Here is a 25,255-nt window from a genome sequence, read left to right as displayed (position 1 = left end):
GTTTTGGGAAAAGATGTTATAATAAGTGTAAAATAAAAATTGGGAGATGAAATTGGATATTGAAGTTAAATTGAATGAAGGTATGAAAAAATATATTTATAAAATATGGGAAAAATTGGAAAATGAAGACAGAACAGAATATGATGTTGCACTTGAAAATTATAGGAAATACTTGTTAAAGGAAACTGTAAAAAATCCTGAGGATGTTTCAGTCGTTTGTCAGTTGGCGGGAGTTTACTATTTGAGCAGGAAATGCGACGGTATAGAAATTTTAGAAACATTTTTGAAAAGGAATTTTGATATTTTAACAGAAGATGAAAAGTTTAGAATGTATGCTGATTTGGCTTATTTGTGTGAAGATAGGGGATGTATGGAAGAAAAGGCTATTGATTATCTTGAAAAAGCAATAAAAATTAATTCAAATAATGCAGACATTTATTACAGACTTGCAGGTATTTGTTTTCATGTTAAAATGTATCAAAAATCTCTTGAAAATATAGAAATTGCCTGCAAAATGAGTGATGAAGCGAAATATAGTTATGGATATGCACTGATTTTAATTCAAAATAAAGAATATAAAAAAGCTGAAAAAATTTTAGATAATTTGTTAATGGGAGACTCAAACAACATTAAATATCATTTTTATAGGGTTCTTTGTAAAATTTATTTAGGAAATAAAGATACTGAAAATATAGAAAAACTTTTGGAAAAAATAAAAGAGTTTGAAATGCTGGAGAAAACAGATTATGAAAAATATTTGAATTGGTTGACGTATGAAGGTTTTCACACGTTTGATGAAGATGTAATAAAAGATTTATTTTATTTATGCGATAATTATGAAAAATATTGTAAATATGCAGAGAATGTTAATTTTAATTTAGAAGCAAATTATATGGCACCGTATCTTTATTCTTTGAAACAATTGAATAAATTTGAGAAAATAGATAGAATATTGAAAGAAGCTGAAAAAGAGATTTTTCAAAACATTGAAGAAATAAAGACTGACGAAGAATATCAGAAAGATACAACAGAAGAAGAACTTTTGGAAATGATAGAAGATGAAAAGCAGAAATTGAAAAACATTAATTTAGTGCTGGAAAAAATATTGAATACGGATTTTAAGCCTAAGATGGAAATATTCCTGTATTTAAAATATGAATGTTGGTTACTGGATTGTCCACAACATTTGATAATTGATGAGAATTGAAAAATATGAAAGGAATAAAATTATGGAACGAACACAAAAAGAATGGGCAAGATATATTCAAGATGAAATCAAAAAAAAATGATAATTACGATAATTATAGGTATGCATTTGTTGAATATAAGGATTATTTGGAGGAATGTCTTTTGGAAAACCCACGAGATGTGGAAAAGGTTTGTCAATTAGCGATAGCCTATTTTACGGTATATCAAGATGGAAAAAAGAGTGTGAATGTATTAGAGGAGTTTTTGAAAAAATATTCAAAAGATTTAAATGATGATGAGAAGGCTATTATTTATCAGGATTTGGCTGATTTATATGAAAAAGATGCTTATGATGATAAAATGTGTAAGTATTATTTGACAAAATTAATTAAAATGGGGAAACAATCAGTGGTTGTATGGGAAGTATTGGGAGAATATTATTTAAAAAGAAAAAAATACAAAAAGGCACTTGAATGTTTTCAGGAAATGGAAAAATTTTCAGATGAGAAGGAAATAGAAGATGATTATAATTATGGGATAACGTTGTTTTATTGTGGTTACTGTGCTTACATTATACCAATGATAAAAAATTGGCTGAGCCAATTCTGGATAAATTGTTAGAGAAAGTGTCGTTAGAGAAATATTATTATGATGAGCAAATTTTATTTGAAGAACTTATAGACTTATATTATTTATTTGAAGAATACGATAGGTGTGTCTTGGTTTTTGAAAAAGAGATAGATGAACTTGACTGGGAAGAACGTTTTTATTATAATATGGGTTTTTCATTTTATTTTTACAGTTTAAAAAAATTAGGAAATTTTAAGAAAGCAGAAAACAAATTGTCAGAATTGATTCAAAAACATAATAAGTATATTGAAAAAATTGAAGTTGGAGAAATTTATGACAAAAAATACTGGAATGAAGAAGAGATTGATGAATTTATTGAAGAAGAAAAGAATGAAATAAAAAAGATTTTGGAGATATATAAAAAGATAATGAATAGTAATTATAAGCCTCAAAATACAAAAATAAATTTAGAAAAAATGTATAAAACTTGCTATTTAGTTGATTGTCCAATGCATCAGAAATTAGATTAGGAGGAAAATTGGAAAAACAAAAAAATTTAGAAAGAAAAACGATAAAAGAATGGATAAAATATATTCAAGAAAAAATTAGAAATAATAGTGATTATGATTCTGTTTATGAAGAGTATAAAATATTTTTGGAAAATAAATTGAAAGAAAAGCCCAAAAATGTGGAAGTTGTTTGTCAACTAGCGGCAGTTTACAATGAATTAACTTATCAATGGGATGATATTTATAAATTATTGAATGAATTTATTAAAAAATATGAAAATGAATTGACTGATGAGGAAAAATCACGGATTTATACAAATTTAGGATATTATTATGATGATCAGAGAGATGGCAGTAAAAGAGCGATTAGAACTTTGAGAAAGGCTGTGATGTTTAATCCGAATAATTCAAAGGCTTATTATGGACTTGGGGCGAATTATTATGGTGCTGGGAAATATGATAAGTCGGAAGAAATGTATAAAAGAGCTTGTGAATTGGAGAATAATCCAATTTATAAGTTTGAATATGCGAATTTGCTGATGATTAATGGAAAATATAAAGAGGCGAAAATAATTTTGGAAGAATTAATAAAAAAAGATTTTGAATTTGAAAAAGAAGATTTTGCTAAGATAAAATATAGTTATATTGCAAATAAAATTCAATTAAGGAAATTTGAAAATATTGAGGATGAAATTAATGAATTAATGCTAGAAACGGTTAATAAAGATGATTTTTTTGAGGAAGAGTTTGCAGAGCTATATTATTTGGCAGGAAGTTATGAGAAAAGCCGAAAAATTTATTCAAAGTTTAAAATACAAGATTATCAATTTCCAGCTTGGTGGCTGAGATTCTATTTTTATTCTCTAAAGCAGTTAAATGAAATAGAAAAATTACAAGAAAATTTTAAAATAGTTTTGAAGATTAAAGATGAAGAAATAGAGAGCATTAAAAATGGAGAATTTTTAACAGAATGTACGAAATCGTATAAAAAAGAAGAAATTAGGGAGATAAAAAGGCAAATAAAGAATTTGAAGGCAGAATATGAAAAAATATTGAAAACAGATTATAAACCAGAAGTAAAAATTTATCCTAAATTTTTATATGACTGTTTTTTGATAGATTGTCCACGACATCAAAAATTAGATAAATAAAGTTTATAATTTTTGTAAATTAAGTTAAAGTAATATTAAATTTCTTTATAATTAAACAAAAAATTAAATATTTCAGATTAAGAAATAAGAGGGAAAAGAGATTCTAGAAAATTACTAAAATCTCTTCTTCATTATCCCAATTTTCTTAACAAAATAAACATTCTCATCTTCCCTATATTCCAAAAGCATCGGATAAATTTCAACACCATTTTCCATCGCTTCATAAAAAGTTTCAGAAAACTCTCTGTCGATAATATGTTCGGGTGCGAAAATTTCAGATTTTCTGAATATCAAAATAAAAACTGCTGTCCTAAAGCCTTCTTTTTTAAGTTCCATAAGTTCTTTCAAATGTTTTAAGGCACGAATTGAAGGAGAACCAGGAAATTGAGCAATTTTTCTGTTTACCAAAGTGCAACCTTTTACTTCAATGTAAATTTTTTCTTTTTCAGTTTCTAAATAAAAATCAAGTTTGCTATTATTATGCTTAATTTCAGGTTTTATATACGAAGGTTTTCCAAATGGAGAAATTTCATTATCGTGAAATATGGTTTCTGTAATATAGCGATGAAAAGCCGTATTTATAAGAATAACTTCCCCATGAACTTTCACTGCAATAATATCCCATTTAGTTTTACGATTTTTATTATTTGCCTTTTTTATCAACAATTCTGCACCATCAATCAATAATTCCGTCAATCTTCCAGTATCATGCAAATGAGCAAAGTCTTCTCCTGAATATTCTTCATTTTCAGAATCTTTAAATTCAAATCTAACAGTAAAACGAGTTACTCTTTCTTTAAAATTCACAATTTTGTCATAGTTTATCGTATAAAGAATTTTGTTTTTTTTCATATATTTTTCCTTTTTTTAGTGTTTTTAATTTTAGGATAACATATTTGAAGTTAAGGAGCAAGAAAATTTTATAAAATTGTAAATATTGATTCAAAAATAGGAAAAAATTATTTTTTAGATTTAATATTGCAAGAAAATATGATAGAATATATTTATAAGAAAGATATAAAGTAAATCAGAAATATAAATATTCAAGGAGGAGATAAGAAAATGAGAGTGTTAATAGTAGGAGCAGGTGGAAGAGAACATGCAATTGCTTGGAAAATATCTCAAAATGAAAAGGTAGAGAAAATATTTATAGCACCAGGAAATGCAGGAGCTGAGTTGTTGCCAAAAGTTGAAAATGTAAATTTATCGAATAATATAGACGAGTATGTTAAATTTGCGAAGGAAAATAATATTGATTTGACATTTGTTGGAAGTGAAGAATTATTGGTAGCTGGGATTGTTGATGAATTTCATAAAAATGGGTTGAAAATTTTTGGGCCTAATAAACAAGCGGCGATTCTTGAAGGAAGCAAGGCTTATTCTAAAGATTTTATGAAAAAATATGGGATAAAAACTGCTGTTTATGAAATTTTTGATAATGCTGAAAAAGCAAAAGAATTTTTGAATAATTGGAAAGATTTCCCTGTAGTTGTAAAAGCTAGTGGTCTTGCGGCTGGGAAAGGTGTAATTATTGCTCAAAATCTTGATGAGGCGATAAAAGCGATTGATGATATAATGATTGACGAGAAATTTGGAAACGCTGGAAGCCAAGTTGTAATTGAAGAATTTCTGGATGGTGTAGAAGCGTCGATACTTTCATTTACAGATAGTAAAATTATTGTACCATTATTGTCAGCAAAAGATCACAAAAAAATTGGAGAAAATGAAACTGGACTAAATACAGGTGGAATGGGAGTTATAAGTCCTAATCCTTATGTTACAGATGAAGTTTTTGAAAGTTTTAAAAATGATATTATGAATCCAACTTTAAAAGGAATAAAAGCTGAAGGAATGGACTTTGAAGGTGTAATCTTCTTTGGGTTAATGATTACAGAAAAAGGTGTTTACTTGCTTGAATACAATATGAGATTGGGAGATCCTGAAACTCAAGCAGTTTTACCGTTGTTGGAAAATGATTTGTTAGAATTGGTAGAATATTCGTTTGACAAAAAATTATCGGAATTAAATGTTATATGGAAACCACTTCATGCTTGTTGTGTTGTAGGAGCTGCAAAAGGATATCCAGAAACTTACAGAAAAGGCGATATTATAACTGGAATTGAAAATGCTTCAGATAATGAATTAGTATTTATTGCAGGAGCTAAATTTGAAAATGGAAAATTCAAGACTAATGGCGGAAGGGTGTTGAATGCTGTTGCATTTGGAGAAACTTTGGATGAAGCTAAGAAAAATGCTTATAAATTGTTGGATAAAATTAAATTTGATGGAATGTACTTTAGAAAAGATATAGGTAGAATTAAGTAAAATAATTGGGAAGAAAAAACTGTTTTAATTTTAGGACAGTTTTTTTGTTTTATAAAATTTTCTATTTAATACTAAACCTCGTTTTAAAAATAGAAATATATAATATAAAATATTTGATTTGAAATTTGAAAAATGTGTGATATAATTAGAAAAAACTGGAATAATAAAACTAAAGTTTGAAAAAATTATTGTAATTTTAGGGTTTGGAATTTACGCTTTTTCTATCTGAATTTTAGTAAAGGATTTCAATGACCTAATGTAAAGATATTTGTTTCAAACAGGATTTAGTATAAAGAGGTTTTATTATAATAAAAAAATGAAAAAAAGGTGAATACTTTGGATAAGCAGAAATTTAATCAATATGGGAAAATAAAATTTTACATTGCAGTCTGTTTCTGGATATTTTCATTGTCAATGTTTGCTAGTGGGGGTAAAAAATCTGTTAAGGAAAATAAAAGTAGTGAAAAGAAAATTAATGGAAATAGAGTTGAGGATGAGGCAGTAAAAATTGATATTATTATCAATAAAAATAGTAATACTGATTTTGAAAATGAAGATAGAGATTTAGGCAAAACCGATGAGGAAGATGGAGATTTGATTTATTTGGATCGGATTCAAGATGAGGAAGAGGAAAAAAGGCAGAAAAAATTGGAAAAAACTAATAGGATTGAGCGTTTCATAAAAAAAATAGATGAAAAGGTTAATCCAGTTAAAAAATTTCAGACGTCGAAAAGTTATGGAACTTGGTATTTGATAAAGACAGATGATAATTTAGAAAAAAATTTGAAAAATGTAAGATATGATTTTTTGCAAGAAGAAAATGGGTATCATATTATTAAAAGTTATTTTGATCCACAGACTGATAAATGGAATGAAGAAATGCAGAGAGGATGGATTGAGGAGAGAAAGGGGAATGTGTATCTAGATATTGAGAAGAAATATTTTAAAAATAATAGGAATGAAATTATATTTTTTGATAAAAATTATCGTTATATGATTATAAGGTATTATAATGGAGTTACAAGAGTTCTTTCACGTTATCCGAATAATAATAAAATTTCCCTTGAAGATGAGGAATTGGATGAATTTGAAAAAATTGCAGATAATAAATCTAATCTTAAAAATCTTGATTATGATATAAATATGAAAAGTATTAGGGAAATTGAAAATGAAAGGAAAAAAGCTGAATTAAAGAGTAAAACTGATGATTTGGAAAGAAGACTGAGTGAAAATCCTGAAAGCGTGTTTCAAATTGATACAATTGGTGCAAGAAAAGAATTTATGAGAAGAAAGAGAAAAGAAGGAATGACAAGGTTTGAAACGAAGAATGGAGTTCAAAATGTAGAGGTAATTGAGCTTAATGATAAGGATTTAAAAAATGAAAATAAAAAATAATGGTAAAGATATGAAACACTAAAAAAATTAATTGAAAGAGATCGCATTACATTAATTCAAATTTGTTGACTTTTACAAATAAAAATACTAAATATTTGGGAGAAAAAAATGAAAAATACACTAAAAATTGTTTATGTTACAATATTTTTAATATTGTTTATATGTTTATCACTTTTTTTTAACTTCTTTTTTACAAAAAGAGAGTACAAGAATGTTAATATAAATGTAAAAAAAGGGACAAATTTTATACAGATTTATAAGGATTTAAAATTAAATTATGGAATTATGGATAGAATATATCTAAAATTAAATGGTGGAAATATAAAGTTAAAAGTGGGAACTTATAAATTTAATGGAAAATTTTCAAAATATGAAATTATAAAAAAAATTAAGAATAGCGAAACTAATGGAATAAGACTTACAATTCCTGAAGGCTTTACGTCGAAGCAAGTGTTTGCTCGTATGGAGGCGCTTGAATTGGGAAATGCGGAAGAAATAAATAAAGTTTTGAGTGAAGTTGACTTTCCGTATCCGCACGAAAATAATAATTTCGAAGGATATTTTTATCCCGAAACTTACATTTTTTCTGAAAATGTTACAACAAAGCAAGTCATTAGAACTATTCTTGATGAATTTTTGAAGAAATTTCCGCCTGAAAAGTATCCAGATAAGCAAAAATTTTATGATAATTTGAAATTGGCTTCTATTGTGGAAGCAGAGGTGCCTGATGCGGAGGATAAACCTAAAGTTGCTGGAATATTTTTGAAAAGATTGGAAGTTGGGATGAAGCTGGAATCAGATGCTACGTTAAAATATGAATTGGGGAGACAGGCTACGAGAAATGATTTAAAATCTCAAAATACAGCGTATAATTCGTATAAAGTCAAAGGATTGCCTCCGACACCAATTGGAAATCCTCCAATTGAAACTTTTAAGGCTGTGTTAAATGCTGAGAAAACAGATGATTTATTTTTCTTTACGTATAAGGGAAAAACATATTATTCAAAGACACATGAAGAACATTTGAAAAAACGTCGTGAAAGTGGGCAATTAAAGTAAATAAAATTTTTAACTATATTTAAAATTATAATAAAATAAGTATTATGAAACAAGGAGGATGGACTCCTTTTGAAGTAAAAATTATTTTAATTTATTGAGCATATAAATTAATAAAAAGAAATAAAAAATTGGGAATTAAATTTAATGGAAAAATTAAAAAAAATAGAAAAAAAAATATTGAAGAGATCAATCGAAATTATTGAAAAAAAATTGATTTCTGAAGGAGATAAAATTCTTATTGCATTTTCTGGAGGGCCTGATTCGGTTTTTCTTTATAATTTTTTAAAGTTTTTAAAAAGTCGAATTTTGATAGAAATTTCACTTGTTTATGTTAATCATAATTTGCGGGTTGATGTTGGGAATGACTTGGAATTTGTAAAAAAGTTTGCAGATGAAAATAATGTTGATTATTATATCCAAAGCGTAGATGTGAAAAAATATGCAATAGAAAATAAGAAATCCGTGGAACTGGCGGCTAGGGAATTACGATATAAAGCGATTGAAGATATTAGAAAAAAAATTGGGTATAATAAAATTGCAACGGGACACAATATGGATGATAATGTGGAAACTTTTATTTTTCGGATTTTGCGTGGAACGTCGATGACTGGATTAAAGGGTATTCCAGAAATGCGAAAGAATATATTAAGACCAATCTTAGGATTTGAAAAACGTGAAATTTTGTATTTTTTGAAAAATAAAAATCAAGAATATTTGGTTGATTATACAAATAATGAAAATAACTATACAAGGAATTTTATTAGAAATGAAATTTTCCCCTATTTTGAAAAGATTAATCCAGATTTTAGAAAAAAAGTGGAATCTTTGATTATGGAAATTAATGAAAGAAATTTTGCTGAGGTAGAAAAATTTGAAAATGAGAAAAATTTAGAAAAGGAAAATTTTAAAATTTTAAAGGAAAATAGTATTAATAAAAAGGATAAATTGAGTTTTCTTTTAAAAAAAAATAATGTGCAAATTTCAAGGGAAAAAATTAATCAAATTTTTGAGAGTTTCTTTACTAAGAATGGAAAATTGAAAAGTTCAGGGACAAAGGAATTTTATCTGGGAGAAAATAAAATTTTACAAAATATGTATGGTGAATTGAAAATTGTAGAGATTACAAATAAAAATGAGATAAGAAATTTAAAAAGTGATAAAAATGGAATATTACATGATAAAGCTACAATTTTAAAGGAAAATCAAAGTATCAAATGGTATAATTATAAAATAACTCTATATAAAAATATTAAAGATTTTAAAAAGAATTTTGTGAATGATGAAAATATAAGTTATACTTTTTTTAAGATTGATGATAGAGTGGAAAATGGGGAATTTTTTGTCAGAAGCAGAAAAGATGGAGATAGGATTTCTCTCAAAAATTTGGGACATAAAAAGGTAAAAAAAGTTTTAATTGATGAAAAAGTTCCAAAAGGGGAAAGAGATTTTGTTCCAATTGTGGGAGTTAAGGTTTTTAGAGTTCAAAATGATTTGGAGTCTTCAGATAACGGAGTAAAATTGGGAAATGATAATGGAAATAATAGTGAAATAACAGAAATTTTAGCAATTTCAAATATAAAATTTTCAAAATTTTTGGAAAAAATTCGAAAAAAAGAAATAAAAAAATTAAGAAATGAGAGTAAAAGTAAATTATTAATAATTGGGAGGAAAAATGGAAGAGAAAGATAAAAATGACATTAGAAAGCGATTGGAAGAATTACGGAAGGATAACAACAGAAAAAATAATAGACAGGATAATAAGAATAAATCTCCATTTTCAGGTTTTCTGTTCTTTATTTTTGTAGTGTTGCTATTCACTTTTACAGCAATATTTCATCAAGATATACAAACTTATTTTCAAGCTAAAAAGGAAATTTCTTATACAGAATTTGTTAATAGAACACAAGCTGGAGAATTTGCAGAAATAAATGAAAAAGATGATAAATTAATTGCGCAGTCTCGTGAAAATGGAAAAGATACTCTTTATTTCACGAAGAAAATAACAGACAGAGTCGGAAATGAGCCGATTATCATCAATGCAATTGAGCGTAAGAAAGTAAAATTAAATTCATTGCAACCATCAGGAGGAAGTTTCTTTTTGTTACTTCTAGGACAATTTTTACCAATGATTATAATGATTGCACTTATGGTTTATTTGGCTAAGAAAATGGTTGGAGGTTCGCAAGGTGGAGGACCTGGAAATATTTTTGGGTTTGGAAAATCGAGAGTTAATAAAATTGATAAAAAGCCTGATGTAAAATTTGATGATGTTGCAGGGGTTGACGGAGCGAAAGAGGAATTACGGGAAGTTGTTGACTTTTTGAAAAATCCTGAAAAATATACAAAAGCTGGAGCAAGAGTGCCTAAAGGTGTACTTCTATTAGGAAGACCTGGAACTGGGAAGACATTACTTGCAAAAGCTGTAGCTGGTGAATCAGGAGCTTCATTCTTCAGCATTTCAGGTTCGGAATTTGTGGAAATGTTTGTTGGGGTTGGTGCTTCACGTGTAAGGGATTTGTTTGAAAAAGCTAAGGAATCTAGTCCGTCAATTATATTTATTGATGAAATTGATGCTATTGGTAGAAGAAGAAGTGTTGGCAAAAATAGTGGAAGTAATGATGAAAGGGAACAAACATTAAATCAATTACTTGTTGAAATGGATGGATTTGAAACTGATACAAAAGTTATTGTACTTGCAGCAACAAATAGAGAAGATGTACTTGATCCTGCATTGCTGCGTGCTGGACGTTTTGACAGACGTGTGACAGTTGATGCACCTGATTTGCAAGGGCGTATTGCTATATTGGAAGTTCATTCAAGAAATAAAAAACTTGCTAAAGATGTAAGGCTTGAGGATATTGCTAAAATAACTCCAGGGTTTGTTGGGGCTGATTTAGCTAACTTGTTAAATGAAGCGGCTATTTTGGCGGCAAGAAGAGCTAGTGATACAATAAAAATGGCTGATTTAGATGAGGCTGTAGATAAAATTGGAATGGGACTTGGACAAAAAGGTAAAATTATTAAACCTGAAGAGAAAAAATTGTTGGCTTATCACGAAGCTGGACATGCTATTATGACTGAATTAACGCCAGGAGCTGATCCAGTTCATAAGGTTACAATAATTCCTAGGGGTGAAGCTGGAGGATTTATGATGCCGCTTCCTGAAGAAAAATTAGTGACTACAAGTAAGCAGATGTTAGCTGAAATAAAAGTGCTGTTTGGTGGTCGTGCCGCTGAAGAAATTGGATTGGAAGATATAAGTACAGGAGCTTATTCTGATATAAAACGTGCTACAAAAGTTGCAAGAGCTTATGTTGAAAGTGTTGGAATGAGTAAAAAATTAGGACCAATTAACTTTGAGAATTCAGACGATGAATATTCATTTGCTCCGAATAAAAGTGATGAAACAGTCAGGGAAATTGATCTTGAAATAAGAAAAATATTAACTGAAGAATATTTTAATACTTTGAATACTTTGCAGGATAATTGGGATAAGCTGGAAGAAGTAGTGGCGTTATTGCTGAGAAAAGAAACTATTACTGGAGATGAAGTTAGACGAATTATTAAAGGTGAAACAGCTGAACAAATTTTAAAAGAATCTGAAAATTCTGATAAAAAAGATGAAAAACCTCAAAGCTTTGAAGCAGAAGAATCTAAAAATAAAGATTTTGAAAAAAAAGATAAAGAAAGTGAAAAAGCGTCAGAAAATGTTAAGCAGAAATTAGAACTTGAAAATGAAATAGAAAATCAAGTGGAAGAAGATGCTAAAAAGCTGGAAGAAAAGAATAAAACTAAAAAATTAGCTGAAGTTGTAAGAGAAATTACTGGAAAATCAGACTGGACATTGGAAGAAGATTTTGATTCAGAAGAAACAGAAAAAAATAAAAATGATAATGAAAATAAAGACAAAGATAAAAAAAATAAAGATGATAACAATTCTGATGATTCTTCTAATAATAATGGCGGTTCTGAAAATGACGAAAATAAAGATGAAAATAACGATTCTTCAAATCAAGCGGGTAATAATAAAAAGAAAAAAAATAATTTTAAATTGCCTAGTTTTATGGAGTAAAATATAAAAATTTAGAATATTGAGAAATAACATTGATAAACGTTGTTGTTTCTCTTTTTTTTATTAGAAATATATAGTATAATAGGATAGACTTGTTCAAAAACTTTCTGGATTTATGCTAGTACCTAACTAAAAAATATAATAGTAAAACAATGAGGCTGTCATAATTCCATTTAGCAAGAGGTCAAGGCCTCTTGTCAGAGAGTGGAGAAAAATAAAAAATTAAGCTAAAAAACTGAATTTATTGGATTTTTAGACTTTTATAAATGACTAAAGTTAGATAATTATATAAGGAGGTAGATTAAATGAAAAAAATAATTGTAATGATAGTAATTTTGGCAGTGGGAATTATGAGCTGTTCAAAAACTGGAAAAGTAAATAAAAAAAGTAAAAAGCGAAATATAGAAGCAGTTTCAAAAAAGCCAGATATTTTAAAGATTAGCTATGAGGATTACATGAAGCAGAGAATGGAAGATGCAAAAAAAGATGTTTTGCCAGAGGATGTTACTGGTCAAATGCTGGAAGTTTGGAAATCAGAGATTGCAAAACTTTATAATTTGCTTTTAGTGGAGTTATCTGATAAAGAGAGAGAGAAATTGCGAGTGGAGCAAAAGGAATGGGAAAAAAAAGTAAATACTGAGCCTAAAGAAAAAAAGCTAGAAAAAACAGAGAAGAAAGCAATAGAAATGGCAAAAAGGTATGATAAGATACGTAAAAAATAGAAATAAAAAAATTGTAAAAATTAAGATATTCTCATTTTTCTTTAATAAAAATATGATAAATTATTGTCAGGGAATAAAAAATAGAAAGTGGAGGAAACAAAAATGAAAAAAATTATTATGGCATTATTGCTGCTAATTGGAGCTATTGGATTTTCAGAAGAGGAATTCGGCTATAAAGGTTATGACTTGCCTTTTACAAGTGATGGGAAATTGCATGAGGAAGCGTTATTGAAAAGAGCGATAAATGCTGATGATGTCTCGATAGAAATCAAGAAATTAAAAGATGGGAAGTATCAATTTTGGGATTATGCCTCAGATAGTGGAGATGAAAATGAATCACCACAAATTACAAATGCAACTGTAGAAAAAAATGTGCTTTGTGATGAATATATCTGTGTGGGATATGACACAAAATTAAATACACCAGTAATTTTAAACAGAAAAACCAAAAGAATAATTGTTACTGTACGTCCAGAAGGTTATGATAAAATAGATGATCCTGAACATTTAGCAAAATTTCCAGAAGATAATCCTGAAATGTATAAATTATATAGAGATTATTATAAATTGTATAAATAAATTTTATAATTGACTAAAAAATCAGATGAATAAAAAATATAAAAAGAGGAGCTGAGAAAAATGAAAAAATTGTTGTTAATAGCAGGATTACTGCTTTTAGGAGTTAGTGCATTTGCAGGGAAATATGAAGATGAATTGACAGAAAGAATGAAAGTGGAGGAAGAAAAAGCTCAGTCTGCTTGGGATAGCGGAGTAAGAGCGGATATGATTAATGCTTCAGTCAATTTAGATGATGAATGGGAAAAGGAATTAAATAAAGTTTACGACTTGATTTTGAAAAAACTGCCAGCAAAAGAAAAAACAAAATTTAAAGCTGAACAGCAAAAATGGAAACAAGATACAAAAATTAAATTGAAAAAAGCATACGATAAATATGTTGTGGAAGAAGGAGAAAGAATGGCAGGGGAATTGGCTGCTAGTGACAGTTTGGAAGAAACAAAGGATAGAGCTTTGAAATTAGCAAAGATGTATGATAAACTTTCAAAATAATTTATGTGATTGCTTTACAGTCAATTTATAATTAAAAAAAAATTTTACAAAATCTTAAAAATATGATACTATAATTATACAGAATAGAAATACACAAACATTAGTTTGTGGTTTGTAGGAAGTTCTTGCTTTTATAAGCAAGAGTAAATTTACAAGAAATATGATGAATGTTTGGAAAATCATATTCGATTTCTTTTTTTAAAGATATATTCAAATAAGGATATATCTTTATTTATTGCTATTGAGAATACAATTATCAGTATTCTTTTAACAGCTATCTGAAAAATTTACTGCTTCTATAAATGAAAGCAGTTCATTATTCATAGGAAGAATTAAATAGACTGAAAGAGCAGGATTCATAAAAATTAAAATTAGGCAGTTGTAAAAGTAAAAGATATAAAGATTGAATAACAGCAGTATTTGTAATCACAAGAGAAGAAGACTCCTTGTCAGTGAATAGAGAAAATAAGGAAATTAAACATTAAAAAAATACAGTATTTATTGCAATTTTTAGACTTTTACAAATGACTAAAAAACTAAAATTAAAAGGAGAAATTTAATGACAAATAATCTTAGAAAGATTTCACAGGATCTGCGTACATTTGCGAAAAGAACAAAAGGATTTAAGTATACAGATTCTTCACTGATTACATTTTTAATGACTGGTCTAGTCTTTATTACAGGTAATGGTCTAGCTGCAAGTGAAGATTCAGGTATTAAGAATCAGGTGAGCGAGATAAACACTTCAATTGCTCAAATTCGTACAAATTTTAAAAGGGCTAGAAAGGAAAACAATAAATTAATTAAAGATACGAATTTAGAACTGACTCAGTTAATGGAACAAGGAGATCATGTAACAAAATCACCTTGGAGCAGCTGGCAATATGGAATGAATTATTTTTATAATGACTGGCATGGAACTTTCAAAGGTAAAGGAAATAAAATTGACAACATCATTTACAAAAGAGATCAGACTTTAAACAAATATATCGCAAAACCAATAAACGAAAAAAATGCGAATAACACAACAACATTAGGATTTGCCTACGAGCCAAATGCAGCAATTCCTATAAGTGCTTCAATCACACCAAAATCAATAACAAAAACTAATCCAAATATTCAAAAAAATGTGGCGATTGCAAGTTTACCGTCGTTTGAGCCTAGAACGGTGAATGATCCATTAGCTCCGAGTGCTCCAAAAGCTCCAAGTATTGGTTCATTTAGTTTCAATTTAACAGGAGAATCAAATGGAAATAGTTCTTCACGTACAGCTTTTCAAAAAAATAGAAGTAACGGTGCAATTGAAAGTGTTGCTTCAGGAAAGGGTAATTTTAATATTATTAGAAAATCTAATGGTACAATGGACTATGAGTACAATCAATACAGTGGGACATCGCCATGGGGATCTCTTAGTAGTGGTGGTGATATAACATCAGCACCTTGGAATGGAGAAACAGGAAATGGCACAACAGGAAGTTATTTGGGATTTCAAAAACTTGTTTCTGGAACAGGTTTGACAAATACAAAAAACCTTCTTACAAATACTAATAGTTTTACATATTCAGGAAATCCAGCTGTTAGAGAATTTGTACATATGGATCACCATGTACATACTGCAAACGGAACAGCTGCAGTGGCAGGTTTAACTTCAGCAACTTCAGATGCAACTTGGGATTCAACAGTAACTAACGGTTCAACTCAAGCGGCAGTTTTAGGTGCTTATAATGATGTGGTGAATAATGTAAATGGAACAGTTATTCAAAATAATAAACAAACTACTTCTGGTTCAGGATTATTTGCTTGGATAAATAGTGGTAGAATAGTTATGGAAGGAAGAAATAATGCGGTTACTAATAATTATGATCATAATAATGCAGAAGATTCAAAATCAGTTGCAATAAATACTGGTGAAATATTAATCCAACCACATTTTGATGGGACAAACTATACGGAAACTCAAAATGCTGTTTTTAGTTTATCAAATGATAGTAACGACAGAGATAAAGAAAGACATCATGCTATTTCTTATAACGGAAGTACAGGAAAAATAGATGTATGGACTAATAAATCTGCATATTTTTTAAATGCCGCAGGAAATGGTGGAACTTGGATAATGAACGGTGATAGAGTTGGAAATAATCTGCCTGTTAGTTTAGTCAATAGAGGATCTATTAATTTATATGCTGAAGGTAGTGTAGGAACATTTTTCCTATATCCTACAAGAACAGATTTACAATTTGTAGAAGAAGGATTTACTTTTAATGTAGCAGATAATAAGCCAAATGATAAAACGCCGGGAACTCCATATCAATATAAACCATTAACTATTTATGGTGATTCAAGTGTTGGTTATTATGAAAGCAGTGCAAGTGGACAAAATCAATATTCAAAAACAGAAGGAAATCTTGCAATTAATATAGGAGCAGCAGGGGTAGGAAATCAAAATTTTGTAACAAATAAAACAACTACTATACCTACAGCAACTGGTGCAGAAACGAACGGTGTAGTGATTACTGCTGCTATGAATCATGATGTAAACCCTACAGATTCATTACTTAATCCTTATAATTCAGATCCTGAGTTAAATAAACATCCTGAATATATTAGAAATAGTTTTGGTATTCTTTCAAATTCTGCAATTAATTTGACAAGCCATCAAATCGAAATCTTTGATAAAACAGAATCTAATGTTGGGGTAATGCCAAATGCAAATGTTTTACTTGATTTAGGTGGAGGAAATATAGAACTTAAAGGTGGAAATAGCAATATAGGAATTTATGTTGTAGACAAATATACGACATCTGGTGGAGTGACAGTTAATCCAGCGGGAGCTGTAAAATCAACAGGGGATGTTAAGTTAGAGGGTGGAAAAGGAAACTTGGCAATTTATGCTAAAGGTTCAACTCGTCCTTCAGGAGTTAATGAAACTGTAATAGTAAGAAAAATAGAATCAAATAATACTCAAAATTCGGTTGCTATTTATGCAGCGGATGACGGGGTTTCAGGAAATTCAGTGGTAGGTTCTGTAGTAAAAGTAACAGATGGTATTACTATTAAAGGAGCAACAGTTTCAGCAAATCCAACAATAGCAGGTGGAGAAAGTGCAGGAGCTGTTTATGCAACTGGAGAACAAACATCAGTAAATATTGATATGCCGACCATTGCACCAGCGACAACACCTGTCACTCCAGCAAATCCTAATATTACAATAACAGGAACAGAAATTGTAACTATTGATCCTACAACAAAAGCAGCAACTGGAACGGGTAGTTATACAGGATTTGGATTATATGCTGGAAAAGGAGCACAAATTAGTGCTAAAAATAACAATATTAAAGTTGTAAATGGTGGGACTGCGATTGCCTCAGTAGGAAAATCTGGAGCAACACCTGCTGTAAATTCTAGAATTGATTTATCAGGAACTGCTACTAATGCAGGAGGTACAGTAGAATACGATGGTAAAGGATACGCATTATTTTCATCTGAAGGTGGAGAAATTGATTTATCTTACGGAACTTTAACATTAAGAGGAAGTTCAACTGGATATTCAAGAGATGTAACAGCAGCAACACAGCCAATTACTTTGACAGACACAAAAATTAATGTATTTTCAAATGATGTAATTGTAGCAAATTTAACAGGAGTAACTAAATTTAATACAAATGGTTCATACATTAATGGTAATGCAGCTAATACAATAGGAACATATATACCAATAACAAAAATTACTAATGTAGAAGGTACAACAACTTATGATGGATATAAATATACTGTATTTGATGGAATAACAGTAGATGTTGACAGTAATATTGATAAAGGAGATACTACAGGAGGAGCTACACCATCAGATAGTTATATTTTCACAAGAAGAATTCAATTGCAAAATTCAAATATAAACGTACTTTCAGGAAATACTGTAAAAGCTCATTTAAATACAACAGAACTTAATTCAATAAATCCTGACTTAAACGTGCCAGTTGGGCTTGATATAAGTGCGAGTGGAAAATCTACAAGCAGAGCTACAACAGGAGTAAATGTTGCAAATGGTGCTACAATTACTGTAGATAGAACAGATAGCGGAAATGGTGGAGTAGGTGCGTATGTAAACTATGGAACTATTTCTAATGATGGAAAAATTGAAGTTGAAAAGACAACACCAAATGATTTTGCAGTAGGACTTTATGCTACAAATGGAACACAAGTGGATAATAAAACTAATGGAACTATTGAAGTTGGTGGTAAAGACAGTATTGGTATTCTTGGGCTTTCTTATAGAATAGACAGTGCTGGTAATGTTGTCTATGAGAAGTTTGGAACAGCAGGTCCAGCAGTGTTTGCAACTAAACTTGGTTATGTAGATGTTACAAATAATGGTAAAATTACACTTGATGGAGAAAATGCTTTAGGAATTTATACTAAAAATAATAGTTTGAATGCCACTGGAACAAATACAGATTATGCTAGAATAGGGAATGGTTACACTCTATCTTCAAATAAAGGTGAAATTACAATGTCAGGTAAAAATGCTATTGGTATGATTACCGAAGGTGGAGAAATTACAAATGACACAACAGGTAAAATTACAATAAGCGGGCAAGAAGGTGTGGCAATGTATGGAACTTATGCCACAGGTGCGGCAATGACAGCGCCGACAGATAGATTAAGTTCCACTCTTATAAATAAAGGAACACTTGAACTTGCTGATACAACAGGAGTTACACCAATAATTGGTATGTTTACAAATGATGCTGATACAACAATAGAAACATCTGGAACTTTAAATATTGGTAAGAAATCTTATGGTATTTATGGAGCCTCAAATGATGTAACTATGTCAAATGGAACGATTAATGTTGGAGAAGATGGGGTAGGTATTTTTGCAACTGGTTCATCTGATAATAGAACAATTACAGCTTCAACAGTAGATTTACGAGGTGGAACAATTAATGTTGGTAATAACCAGGCAGTAGGGGTATTTATTGCAGATGATGCTACAAATCCTTTGAAAACAACAGTTAAAAATACAGGAACTAATATGACTGTTGGAACAAATGCGTTTGGTTATGTTGTAGATTCTACGACAGGAACTGATTTATTGCTTGGTACAGCAACAAATAAATTAACAGCTTCACTTGGACCAGATTCAGTTTATGCTTATTCAAATGATAAAAACGGATATGTTTACAGTAATACTGATATTACAACTACTGGTGGAAAATCATACGGACTGTATACTGCTGGAAAAACAGAAAATTATGGAAATATTGATTTAACTGGTGGAAATGGGAATGTTGGTATTTATTCGACAGGAAGAAGCTTAGCTGGATTAGGTGCAACTAACTATGGAACAATAACAGTTGGTGGAACTGACTTGGTTGCTAAAGAATATGGTATTGGTATGGCAACAGGATACTACAATGAAACAACTGGAGCGATTTCAAACGAAGGGCTTATTGAAAATAGAGGAACTATTAATGTAGGTAAAGATAATTCAATAGGTATGTACGCTGTAGGAGCAGGTTCAAAAGCTATCAATCACGGTACAATTGATATTTCTGGTAAAAATGCAACTGGTATGTATATTGACCAAGGAGCTGAAGGGGTAAACTATGGAACTATTAAATCTACTGGAACAGCTTCAGGAATTAAAGGAGTTGCGACAGTAAATGGTGGATATATTAAGAACTACGGTACTATCTCGATTACTTCTCCTGGAGGAATAGGAATATACCAAGATGCATTGTCAGCATTAAGTCAAAAGAATGAGCCAACAGCTGGTACAGGAACAGTAAGTGGAACAAAAGCGGCTGTGTATTCTGCGACTTCTACCGATCAGAAGTATATTGTAACGCCAAAAGGGAAACTATTAATTCAAAATCCTCCAAAAGCACCAAGATTAACAATTAATGATAGAGAAGTAACACTTACAGGAGTAGATACAAATATAGCAAGTCCAACACCTGCATATGTAACAGCAGGTTCGACAACACTTGATTTATCATTGCCATTGTATGCAAATACAGTTTCAAACGCTCAAGTAACGGAAGTTGGAATGTATGTTGATACTTCAGGAGTAAACTATACAAATCCTATTCAAGGATTAAGTAACTTAGTTGGACTTGAAAATATTAATCTTATTATTGGTACAGAAGCAGCTAAATATACTGACGCAAAAGCAATTGAAATTGGTGAAAATATTTTGAAACCATATAATGATGCTATATCTTCATTGACTACAACAGGAACAACATTAAATATTAATTCAGCAGGACTTACTTGGCTTGCACAGCCTTTACAAGGAACAAGTAAACCAATTGAAACATTGTATATGATAAAGATACCTTATACATTCTTTGCAAGTGTAAAAGATGAAAATACATACAATTTCCTTGATGGATTGGAACAAAGATACGGTGTTGAACCTCTAGGATCAAGAGAAAGATTAATCTTTGACAAACTTAATGGACTTGGTAAAGGTGAAACTCATATCTTCACACAGGCTGTGGATGAAATGAAAGGACACCAATATGCAAATACTCAGCAAAGAATCAATGCAACTGGAAATACATTGGATAAAGAATTTAGATATTTAAGAGACGAATGGAGAAATCCTTCTAAACAAAATAACAAGATTAAAGCATTTGGTACGAGAGATGAGTACAGCACTGATACAGCAGGAATTATTGATTATAGAAGCAATGCCTACGGTGTAGCTTATGTTCATGAAGATGAAAAAGTTAGAATGGGTAATTCAATTGGATGGTATGCAGGAGCTGTAACAAATAGATTCAAGTTTAAAGATATTGGACATTCAACAGAAGATCAAACAATGGTAAAACTTGGAGTATTTAAAACATTGTCACCTAAAGGGGATTATAATGGTGCATTGCAATGGACAATTTCAGGAGATGTATTTGCTGGAGTTAATAATATGAAACGTAGATTCTGGGTAGTTGACGATACTTTTGAGGCTAAATCAACTTACCATTCTTATGGAGCGGCTATTAAAAATGAGATAGGCTATGACATAAGAATGAGTGAAAGAACACATTTACGTCCATACGGAGCATTAAAAATGGAATATGGCAAATTTAATGAGATAAAAGAGAAAACAGGACAAATGAGATTAGAAGTTAAAGGAAACGACTACTTCTCAGTAAAACCTGAAGTTGGAATGGAATTTAAATACGTTCAGCCACTTGCAGTAAAAACAAACTTGACAGTAGGGTTAACAGCAGCTTACGAAAACGAAATTGGAAAACTTCAAGAAGGAAATCAAGCAAGAGTAGGATATACAACTGCTGGATGGTATAACTTGGAGAAAGAAAAAGAAGACAGACGTGGAAACGGTAAGTTTGATTTAAATATCGGAGTAGATAACACAAGATTTGGTGTTACGGTAAATGCTGGATACGATACTAAAGGTAACAATGTAAGAGGTGGAATTGGATTTAGAGCTATTTACTAATATTCTTCTAGTTTAAGAAAGAAAAATTTGAAAAAAGAGAGCAGTAATGAAATTTTACTGTTCTTTTTTATTCTTTTAATTTTTTTCATTTGAACTCCGTTGATAAAAAAGTAGTTAAAAATGTGTATGATTTAAAAATTCCAAATGAGGAACTGTTTGATTTTTTCAGAATCAGATTTTTGTATAGGACTTATCGGGGACATTAGAAATTTTATGGACTTTGAGAGTATTTGATTAATGGAAATTATGAAAAATTTAGATTGGAAATAAGGGAACTTTTAAAAAATACGATAAGTTTTAGGAACTTGAAGGAGGAAAATTCTTATCATCTGTTTGTAATTGGGCTAGTTTCGATAATATCAGAAAATTATTTTGTAAGATCAAATGTAGAAAGTGGAGATGGAATCCCTGATTTGGTATTGAAGCCAAAAGATAAAAATAAAAAAGCATTTATATTTGAATTTAAGAAAAGATAGAAAAAATTTGAAAAGAACTGCAAAAAGCGCCTTGAAGCAAATAGATGACAGGAATTATTTTGAAGGGTTAAAATATGAAGGTTATAAAGAAATTGTGAAAATTGGGATGGGATTTAGGAAAAAGGATGTGGAGGTTGTAGTAGAGGAAGAATGACATTAAACTATTTAAAAACGGAACTCAAAAGCTATGACTATTTTACTCAAACACTGAGCTTATATAATTTTTAATAGTTTAATTTTAAATGAGTTCAGGTATATATAGAAAAACAAGGATAAAAATAATTTTATATCCAAATGCTGCTGCTGCTGTATTATTCTGGTATAAACAGATATGGGAATATAAAAATTCAAATATGAAGGAATTTGAAAACTTTATGATGGATAGAGCTGGAGTAGAAAGCTTTAAAGCTCAAATAAGATTGTTTGTAGGAGATGTAAAAGGAGAACCTACACCAGGTGAATTGGGATTATATCCTGAAAAACCATTATCTAAATAAATTGTTAATAATAAAAATTGTCTTTGAAAATAAGGCAATTTTTTTGTAGTTGAGAAAAGAGATGAAATATGTTATTATTAAAGAACAAAAAAATGTAAGAAATGGGTGAAATTATGGAACAGACAGTATTTTCCGTAAGTGATATAAATAGGGAAGTTAAAATGTTTTTGGAGGGGACAAATACTTTTAAGAACATTTTTATTGAAGGGGAACTTTCTAATATTACATATTATCGTTCGGGACATTTGTATTTTACGTTAAAAGATGCAAGTGCAAGTGTAAAATGTGCTATTTTTCGTTATAAATATAGAGGAGTGCCTGAGGACTTAAAAGAAGGGGATTTAGTAAAAATTCGGGGTAGCGTCACGCTTTATGAAGCAAATGGAAGTTATCAGATTGTAGCGGATTTTCTTGAAAAAAGTAATTCTCTTGGGCTGCTTTATGAGAAAATGGAAATGCTTAAAAAGTTGTACTTTGAAAAGGGATATTTTTCTGATGAAATAAAAAAACAGTTACCCAAATTACCTATAAATATTGGTGTTGTAACGGCTGATACAGGAGCAGCAATCAGAGATATTATAAATACGACACACAAAAGATTTCCAAATGTAAATATTTACCTTTATCCAGCAAAAGTTCAAGGAGAGGGGGCAGCACGTGAAGTTTCAGCAGGGATTGAGTTTTTTAATAGAATGAATGGAGAGAAACAGCTTGAAATAGACACGCTTATTGTTGGACGTGGTGGAGGAAGCATTGAGGATTTGTGGGCATTTAATGAGGAAGCTGTGATAGAAGCCATTTATAAGTCTGAGATTCCTGTAATTTCAGCGGTAGGACATGAAATAGACAATCTTCTTTCGGACTTAGTCGCTGATAAACGGGCGGCTACACCAACTCAGGCAGCAGAAATCTTGATTCCTGAAAAAGAAAAATTGACAGATAAACTGGAAAGTAAAAAGAATCTTTTGAGCAAATTACTTTTAAATAGAGTCACAATGATGAAAAAAGAGCTGGAATACAGAAAAAATAACTATTATATAAAGAATTTTGGAAATATTCTGGATAATAAAAAATTTGACTTGATGGAAAAAGAACAGAAATTATCAAGAGAACTTAGAAGGATTGTACAAAAATCAAGAGAACAGCTGGATTACCGAAAACAGAGATTTGATAGAATTAATTTACAAAAAATAATTTTAAGTGAAAAAGAAAATTTGAAGAAAAAATCCGCTGAATTAAATCAGATAATGCTGGAATTTTTTGAGAATCGAAAAAATGAACTGAAATACAAAAAAGCTCGACTTTCAAAATATTCAGTAAGTGATATTTTGAAACAGGGATATACAATAACTAGAAAAAATGGGAAGATTGTTAAGAGAGGGATTGAACTTAGTAAGGAAGATAAGCTGGAGATAGAGTTTTTGGATGTTAAGAAGAAAGTGGTTGTTAAGTAATTGAGAAACATTGCATATTTTAGAAAGTGAGGTATGAAGAATGTCTAAAAGAGATAACTATTTATCATGGGATGAATATTTTATGGGAATTGCATTTTTGTCTGGAATGAGAAGCAAAGACCCGTCTACACAAGTTGGAGCTTGTATTACTGATGAGGATAAAAAGATTATTGGAATTGGTTATAACGGATTTCCGCACGGGAGTTCAGATGATGAGATGCCTTGGGAACGGGAAGGGGATTTTTTGGAAACGAAGTATCCTTATGTTGTCCATGCTGAGTTAAATGCAATTTTAAATAGTATAAAATCTCTTAAAAACTGCACTATTTACGTGACACATTTTCCTTGCAATGAATGTGCAAAGGCGATTGTTCAGGCGGGGATAAAGAAGGTGATATATTTTTCAGATAAACACAAGTCGCTTGATTCGACAAAAGCTTCAAAAAGGATTTTTGAAAATGCACGGGTAGAAACGAAACATCTTGAAATTGAGAAAGAAGCGATAAATATCCAGTTTAGAGATTAGATATAATTTAATAAAATTTATGAAAAAGTATTGTTATTTTTAGTTGAGAAAAAAGTGATATTAGTATATAATGTATTTAAACTTTTGAAAATTTTAAAAGAGGTGAGACTAATGGAAGCAACAACAATTAAAAAAGTGGTAGCAATGGGAATCGGTGCAGCGATTTATATTGTATTATCAAGATTTGTAGCAATTCCGACACCAATTCCTAATACGACACTGCAAGTGACATTTGCTTTTGTAGCGTTGATGGCATTTATATATGGCCCTGCAGTTGGTCTGGGGATTGGATTTATTGGGCATACGCTTAATGATATTTCGGGATATGGAAGTGTGTGGTTCAGTTGGGTTGCAGCAGCGGCATTTTTTGGACTGGCAACTGGATTTTTAGGAAAAATTGTTAAAATCGAGAATTTTAATGGAGCAAAAATTGTAAAATTTATAGTGGGAGAAGTAATTATAAGTTTGATAAGCTGGGTAGTTCTAGCTCCAATTATTGATATTGCAATATATAAGGAACCCCAAGCAAAAGCATTTGCACAAGGAGTTACAGCGGCACTTGGAAATATGATAGTTGTAGCAATTTTAGGTACAATTTTAATATTCGCATTTTCAAAAACAATAGTAAGCAAAGGAAGCTTGAAACAGGAATAATTCAAATAACCCGCATTTTTCAAGTAGCTTTAGGTAGCTATGAGAAGATTAGGCGGGTATTTTGTTTAATCTTTATAAAATAAAGAATTTACAATTTAGATTACTGAATAAATTTAAATAA

General features: G+C 30.0%; 20 protein-coding genes. 19 read left to right on the top strand and 1 reads right to left on the bottom strand.

Annotated elements, in window-relative coordinates; translation table 11 throughout:
• The first annotated feature begins 46 nt into the window (after window positions 1-46).
• Genes F1564_RS06400 through F1564_RS06390 form a run of 4 tightly spaced genes read left to right on the top strand, consistent with a single transcriptional unit; the run spans window position 47 to window position 3,418 of the window.
• Window positions 47-1,207 (top strand): tetratricopeptide repeat protein, encoded by a 1,161-nt coding sequence (locus F1564_RS06400; protein WP_149201921.1) that lies wholly within the window; start codon window positions 47-49, stop codon window positions 1,205-1,207.
• Window positions 1,208-1,212: 5 nt separating this feature from the next.
• A complete protein-coding gene (locus F1564_RS10330; protein ID WP_232053356.1) occupies window positions 1,213-1,809 on the top strand; it encodes a hypothetical protein in 597 nt (198 codons plus the stop codon).
• A complete protein-coding gene (locus F1564_RS10325) occupies window positions 1,779-2,288 on the top strand; it encodes a hypothetical protein (RefSeq protein ID WP_232053355.1) in 510 nt (169 codons plus the stop codon). Before F1564_RS10330 ends, F1564_RS10325 begins: the two co-directional genes overlap by 31 nt.
• An 8-nt stretch (window positions 2,289-2,296) precedes the next feature.
• Window positions 2,297-3,418, top strand: coding sequence for a tetratricopeptide repeat protein (locus tag F1564_RS06390; RefSeq protein WP_018449731.1), 1,122 nt, complete (start codon window positions 2,297-2,299; stop codon window positions 3,416-3,418).
• A gap of 114 nt (window positions 3,419-3,532) precedes the next feature.
• Here the strand turns inward: F1564_RS06390 and sfsA are convergent, their stop codons facing one another.
• Window positions 3,533-4,270 (bottom strand): DNA/RNA nuclease SfsA, encoded by a 738-nt coding sequence (gene sfsA, locus F1564_RS06385; RefSeq protein WP_018449732.1) that lies wholly within the window; start codon window positions 4,268-4,270, stop codon window positions 3,533-3,535.
• A gap of 210 nt (window positions 4,271-4,480) precedes the next feature.
• Here sfsA and purD point away from each other — a divergent pair, with 210 nt between their 5' ends.
• The 15 genes from purD to F1564_RS06315 all read left to right on the top strand — a co-directional run bounded on the left by purD (window position 4,481) and on the right by F1564_RS06315 (window position 25,134).
• Window positions 4,481-5,743: a phosphoribosylamine--glycine ligase gene (purD, locus tag F1564_RS06380; RefSeq protein WP_018449733.1), complete on the top strand. Its 1,263-nt coding sequence runs from the start codon at window positions 4,481-4,483 to the stop codon at window positions 5,741-5,743.
• A 327-nt stretch (window positions 5,744-6,070) separates the two neighbouring features.
• The gene (locus tag F1564_RS06375; protein ID WP_018449734.1) at window positions 6,071-7,138 is read left to right on the top strand and encodes a hypothetical protein; all 1,068 of its coding nucleotides are present in this window, start codon (window positions 6,071-6,073) and stop codon (window positions 7,136-7,138) included.
• A 108-nt stretch (window positions 7,139-7,246) separates the two neighbouring features.
• Window positions 7,247-8,197, top strand: a complete 951-nt coding sequence (gene mltG, locus F1564_RS06370; RefSeq protein ID WP_018449735.1) for an endolytic transglycosylase MltG — start codon at window positions 7,247-7,249, stop codon at window positions 8,195-8,197.
• 144 nt (window positions 8,198-8,341) lie between these two features.
• Window positions 8,342-9,886 carry a tRNA lysidine(34) synthetase TilS gene (tilS, locus tag F1564_RS06365; RefSeq protein ID WP_018449736.1) on the top strand — a complete coding sequence of 515 codons (1,545 nt, stop codon included), beginning with the start codon at window positions 8,342-8,344 and terminating at the stop codon, window positions 9,884-9,886.
• Window positions 9,870-12,269, top strand: coding sequence for an ATP-dependent zinc metalloprotease FtsH (gene ftsH / locus F1564_RS06360; protein ID WP_018449737.1), 2,400 nt, complete (start codon window positions 9,870-9,872; stop codon window positions 12,267-12,269). The genes tilS and ftsH overlap by 17 nt, the downstream gene beginning before the upstream one ends.
• A gap of 305 nt (window positions 12,270-12,574) precedes the next feature.
• Window positions 12,575-12,991: a lysozyme inhibitor LprI family protein gene (locus F1564_RS06355; RefSeq protein WP_018449738.1), complete on the top strand. Its 417-nt coding sequence runs from the start codon at window positions 12,575-12,577 to the stop codon at window positions 12,989-12,991.
• A gap of 102 nt (window positions 12,992-13,093) precedes the next feature.
• Window positions 13,094-13,570, top strand: a complete 477-nt coding sequence (locus F1564_RS06350; RefSeq protein ID WP_018449740.1) for a hypothetical protein — start codon at window positions 13,094-13,096, stop codon at window positions 13,568-13,570.
• A gap of 60 nt (window positions 13,571-13,630) precedes the next feature.
• On the top strand, window positions 13,631-14,059 hold the full coding sequence (locus F1564_RS06345) for a lysozyme inhibitor LprI family protein (protein ID WP_018449741.1): 429 nt from the start codon (window positions 13,631-13,633) through the stop codon (window positions 14,057-14,059).
• A gap of 559 nt (window positions 14,060-14,618) precedes the next feature.
• Window positions 14,619-21,527, top strand: coding sequence for an autotransporter-associated N-terminal domain-containing protein (locus F1564_RS06340; RefSeq protein WP_018449742.1), 6,909 nt, complete (start codon window positions 14,619-14,621; stop codon window positions 21,525-21,527).
• 230 nt (window positions 21,528-21,757) lie between these two features.
• Window positions 21,758-22,003 (top strand): PD-(D/E)XK nuclease domain-containing protein, encoded by a 246-nt coding sequence (locus F1564_RS10510; RefSeq protein WP_018449743.1) that lies wholly within the window; start codon window positions 21,758-21,760, stop codon window positions 22,001-22,003.
• Window positions 21,984-22,157 (top strand): PD-(D/E)XK nuclease domain-containing protein, encoded by a 174-nt coding sequence (locus tag F1564_RS10505; protein ID WP_018449744.1) that lies wholly within the window; start codon window positions 21,984-21,986, stop codon window positions 22,155-22,157. The genes F1564_RS10510 and F1564_RS10505 overlap by 20 nt, the downstream gene beginning before the upstream one ends.
• Window positions 22,158-22,245: 88 nt before the next feature.
• Complete coding sequence (locus tag F1564_RS06330) at window positions 22,246-22,500, top strand: hypothetical protein (RefSeq protein WP_018449745.1); 255 nt, start codon at window positions 22,246-22,248, stop codon at window positions 22,498-22,500.
• Window positions 22,501-22,613: 113 nt separating this feature from the next.
• Window positions 22,614-23,954: an exodeoxyribonuclease VII large subunit gene (gene xseA / locus F1564_RS06325; protein WP_018449746.1), complete on the top strand. Its 1,341-nt coding sequence runs from the start codon at window positions 22,614-22,616 to the stop codon at window positions 23,952-23,954.
• Window positions 23,955-23,994: 40 nt separating this feature from the next.
• Window positions 23,995-24,480: a deoxycytidylate deaminase gene (locus F1564_RS06320; RefSeq protein WP_026231177.1), complete on the top strand. Its 486-nt coding sequence runs from the start codon at window positions 23,995-23,997 to the stop codon at window positions 24,478-24,480.
• A 111-nt stretch (window positions 24,481-24,591) separates the two neighbouring features.
• Window positions 24,592-25,134 (top strand): ECF-type riboflavin transporter substrate-binding protein, encoded by a 543-nt coding sequence (locus tag F1564_RS06315; RefSeq protein ID WP_018449748.1) that lies wholly within the window; start codon window positions 24,592-24,594, stop codon window positions 25,132-25,134.
• Window positions 25,135-25,255: the final 121 nt, after the last annotated feature.

The sequence above is a fragment of the Leptotrichia shahii genome, assembly GCF_008327825.1.
Classification (GTDB): Bacteria; Fusobacteriota; Fusobacteriia; order Fusobacteriales; family Leptotrichiaceae; genus Leptotrichia; species Leptotrichia shahii.
Note: the sequence above shows the minus strand (reverse complement) of the source record. Positions and strands in the feature narration are given on the sequence as shown.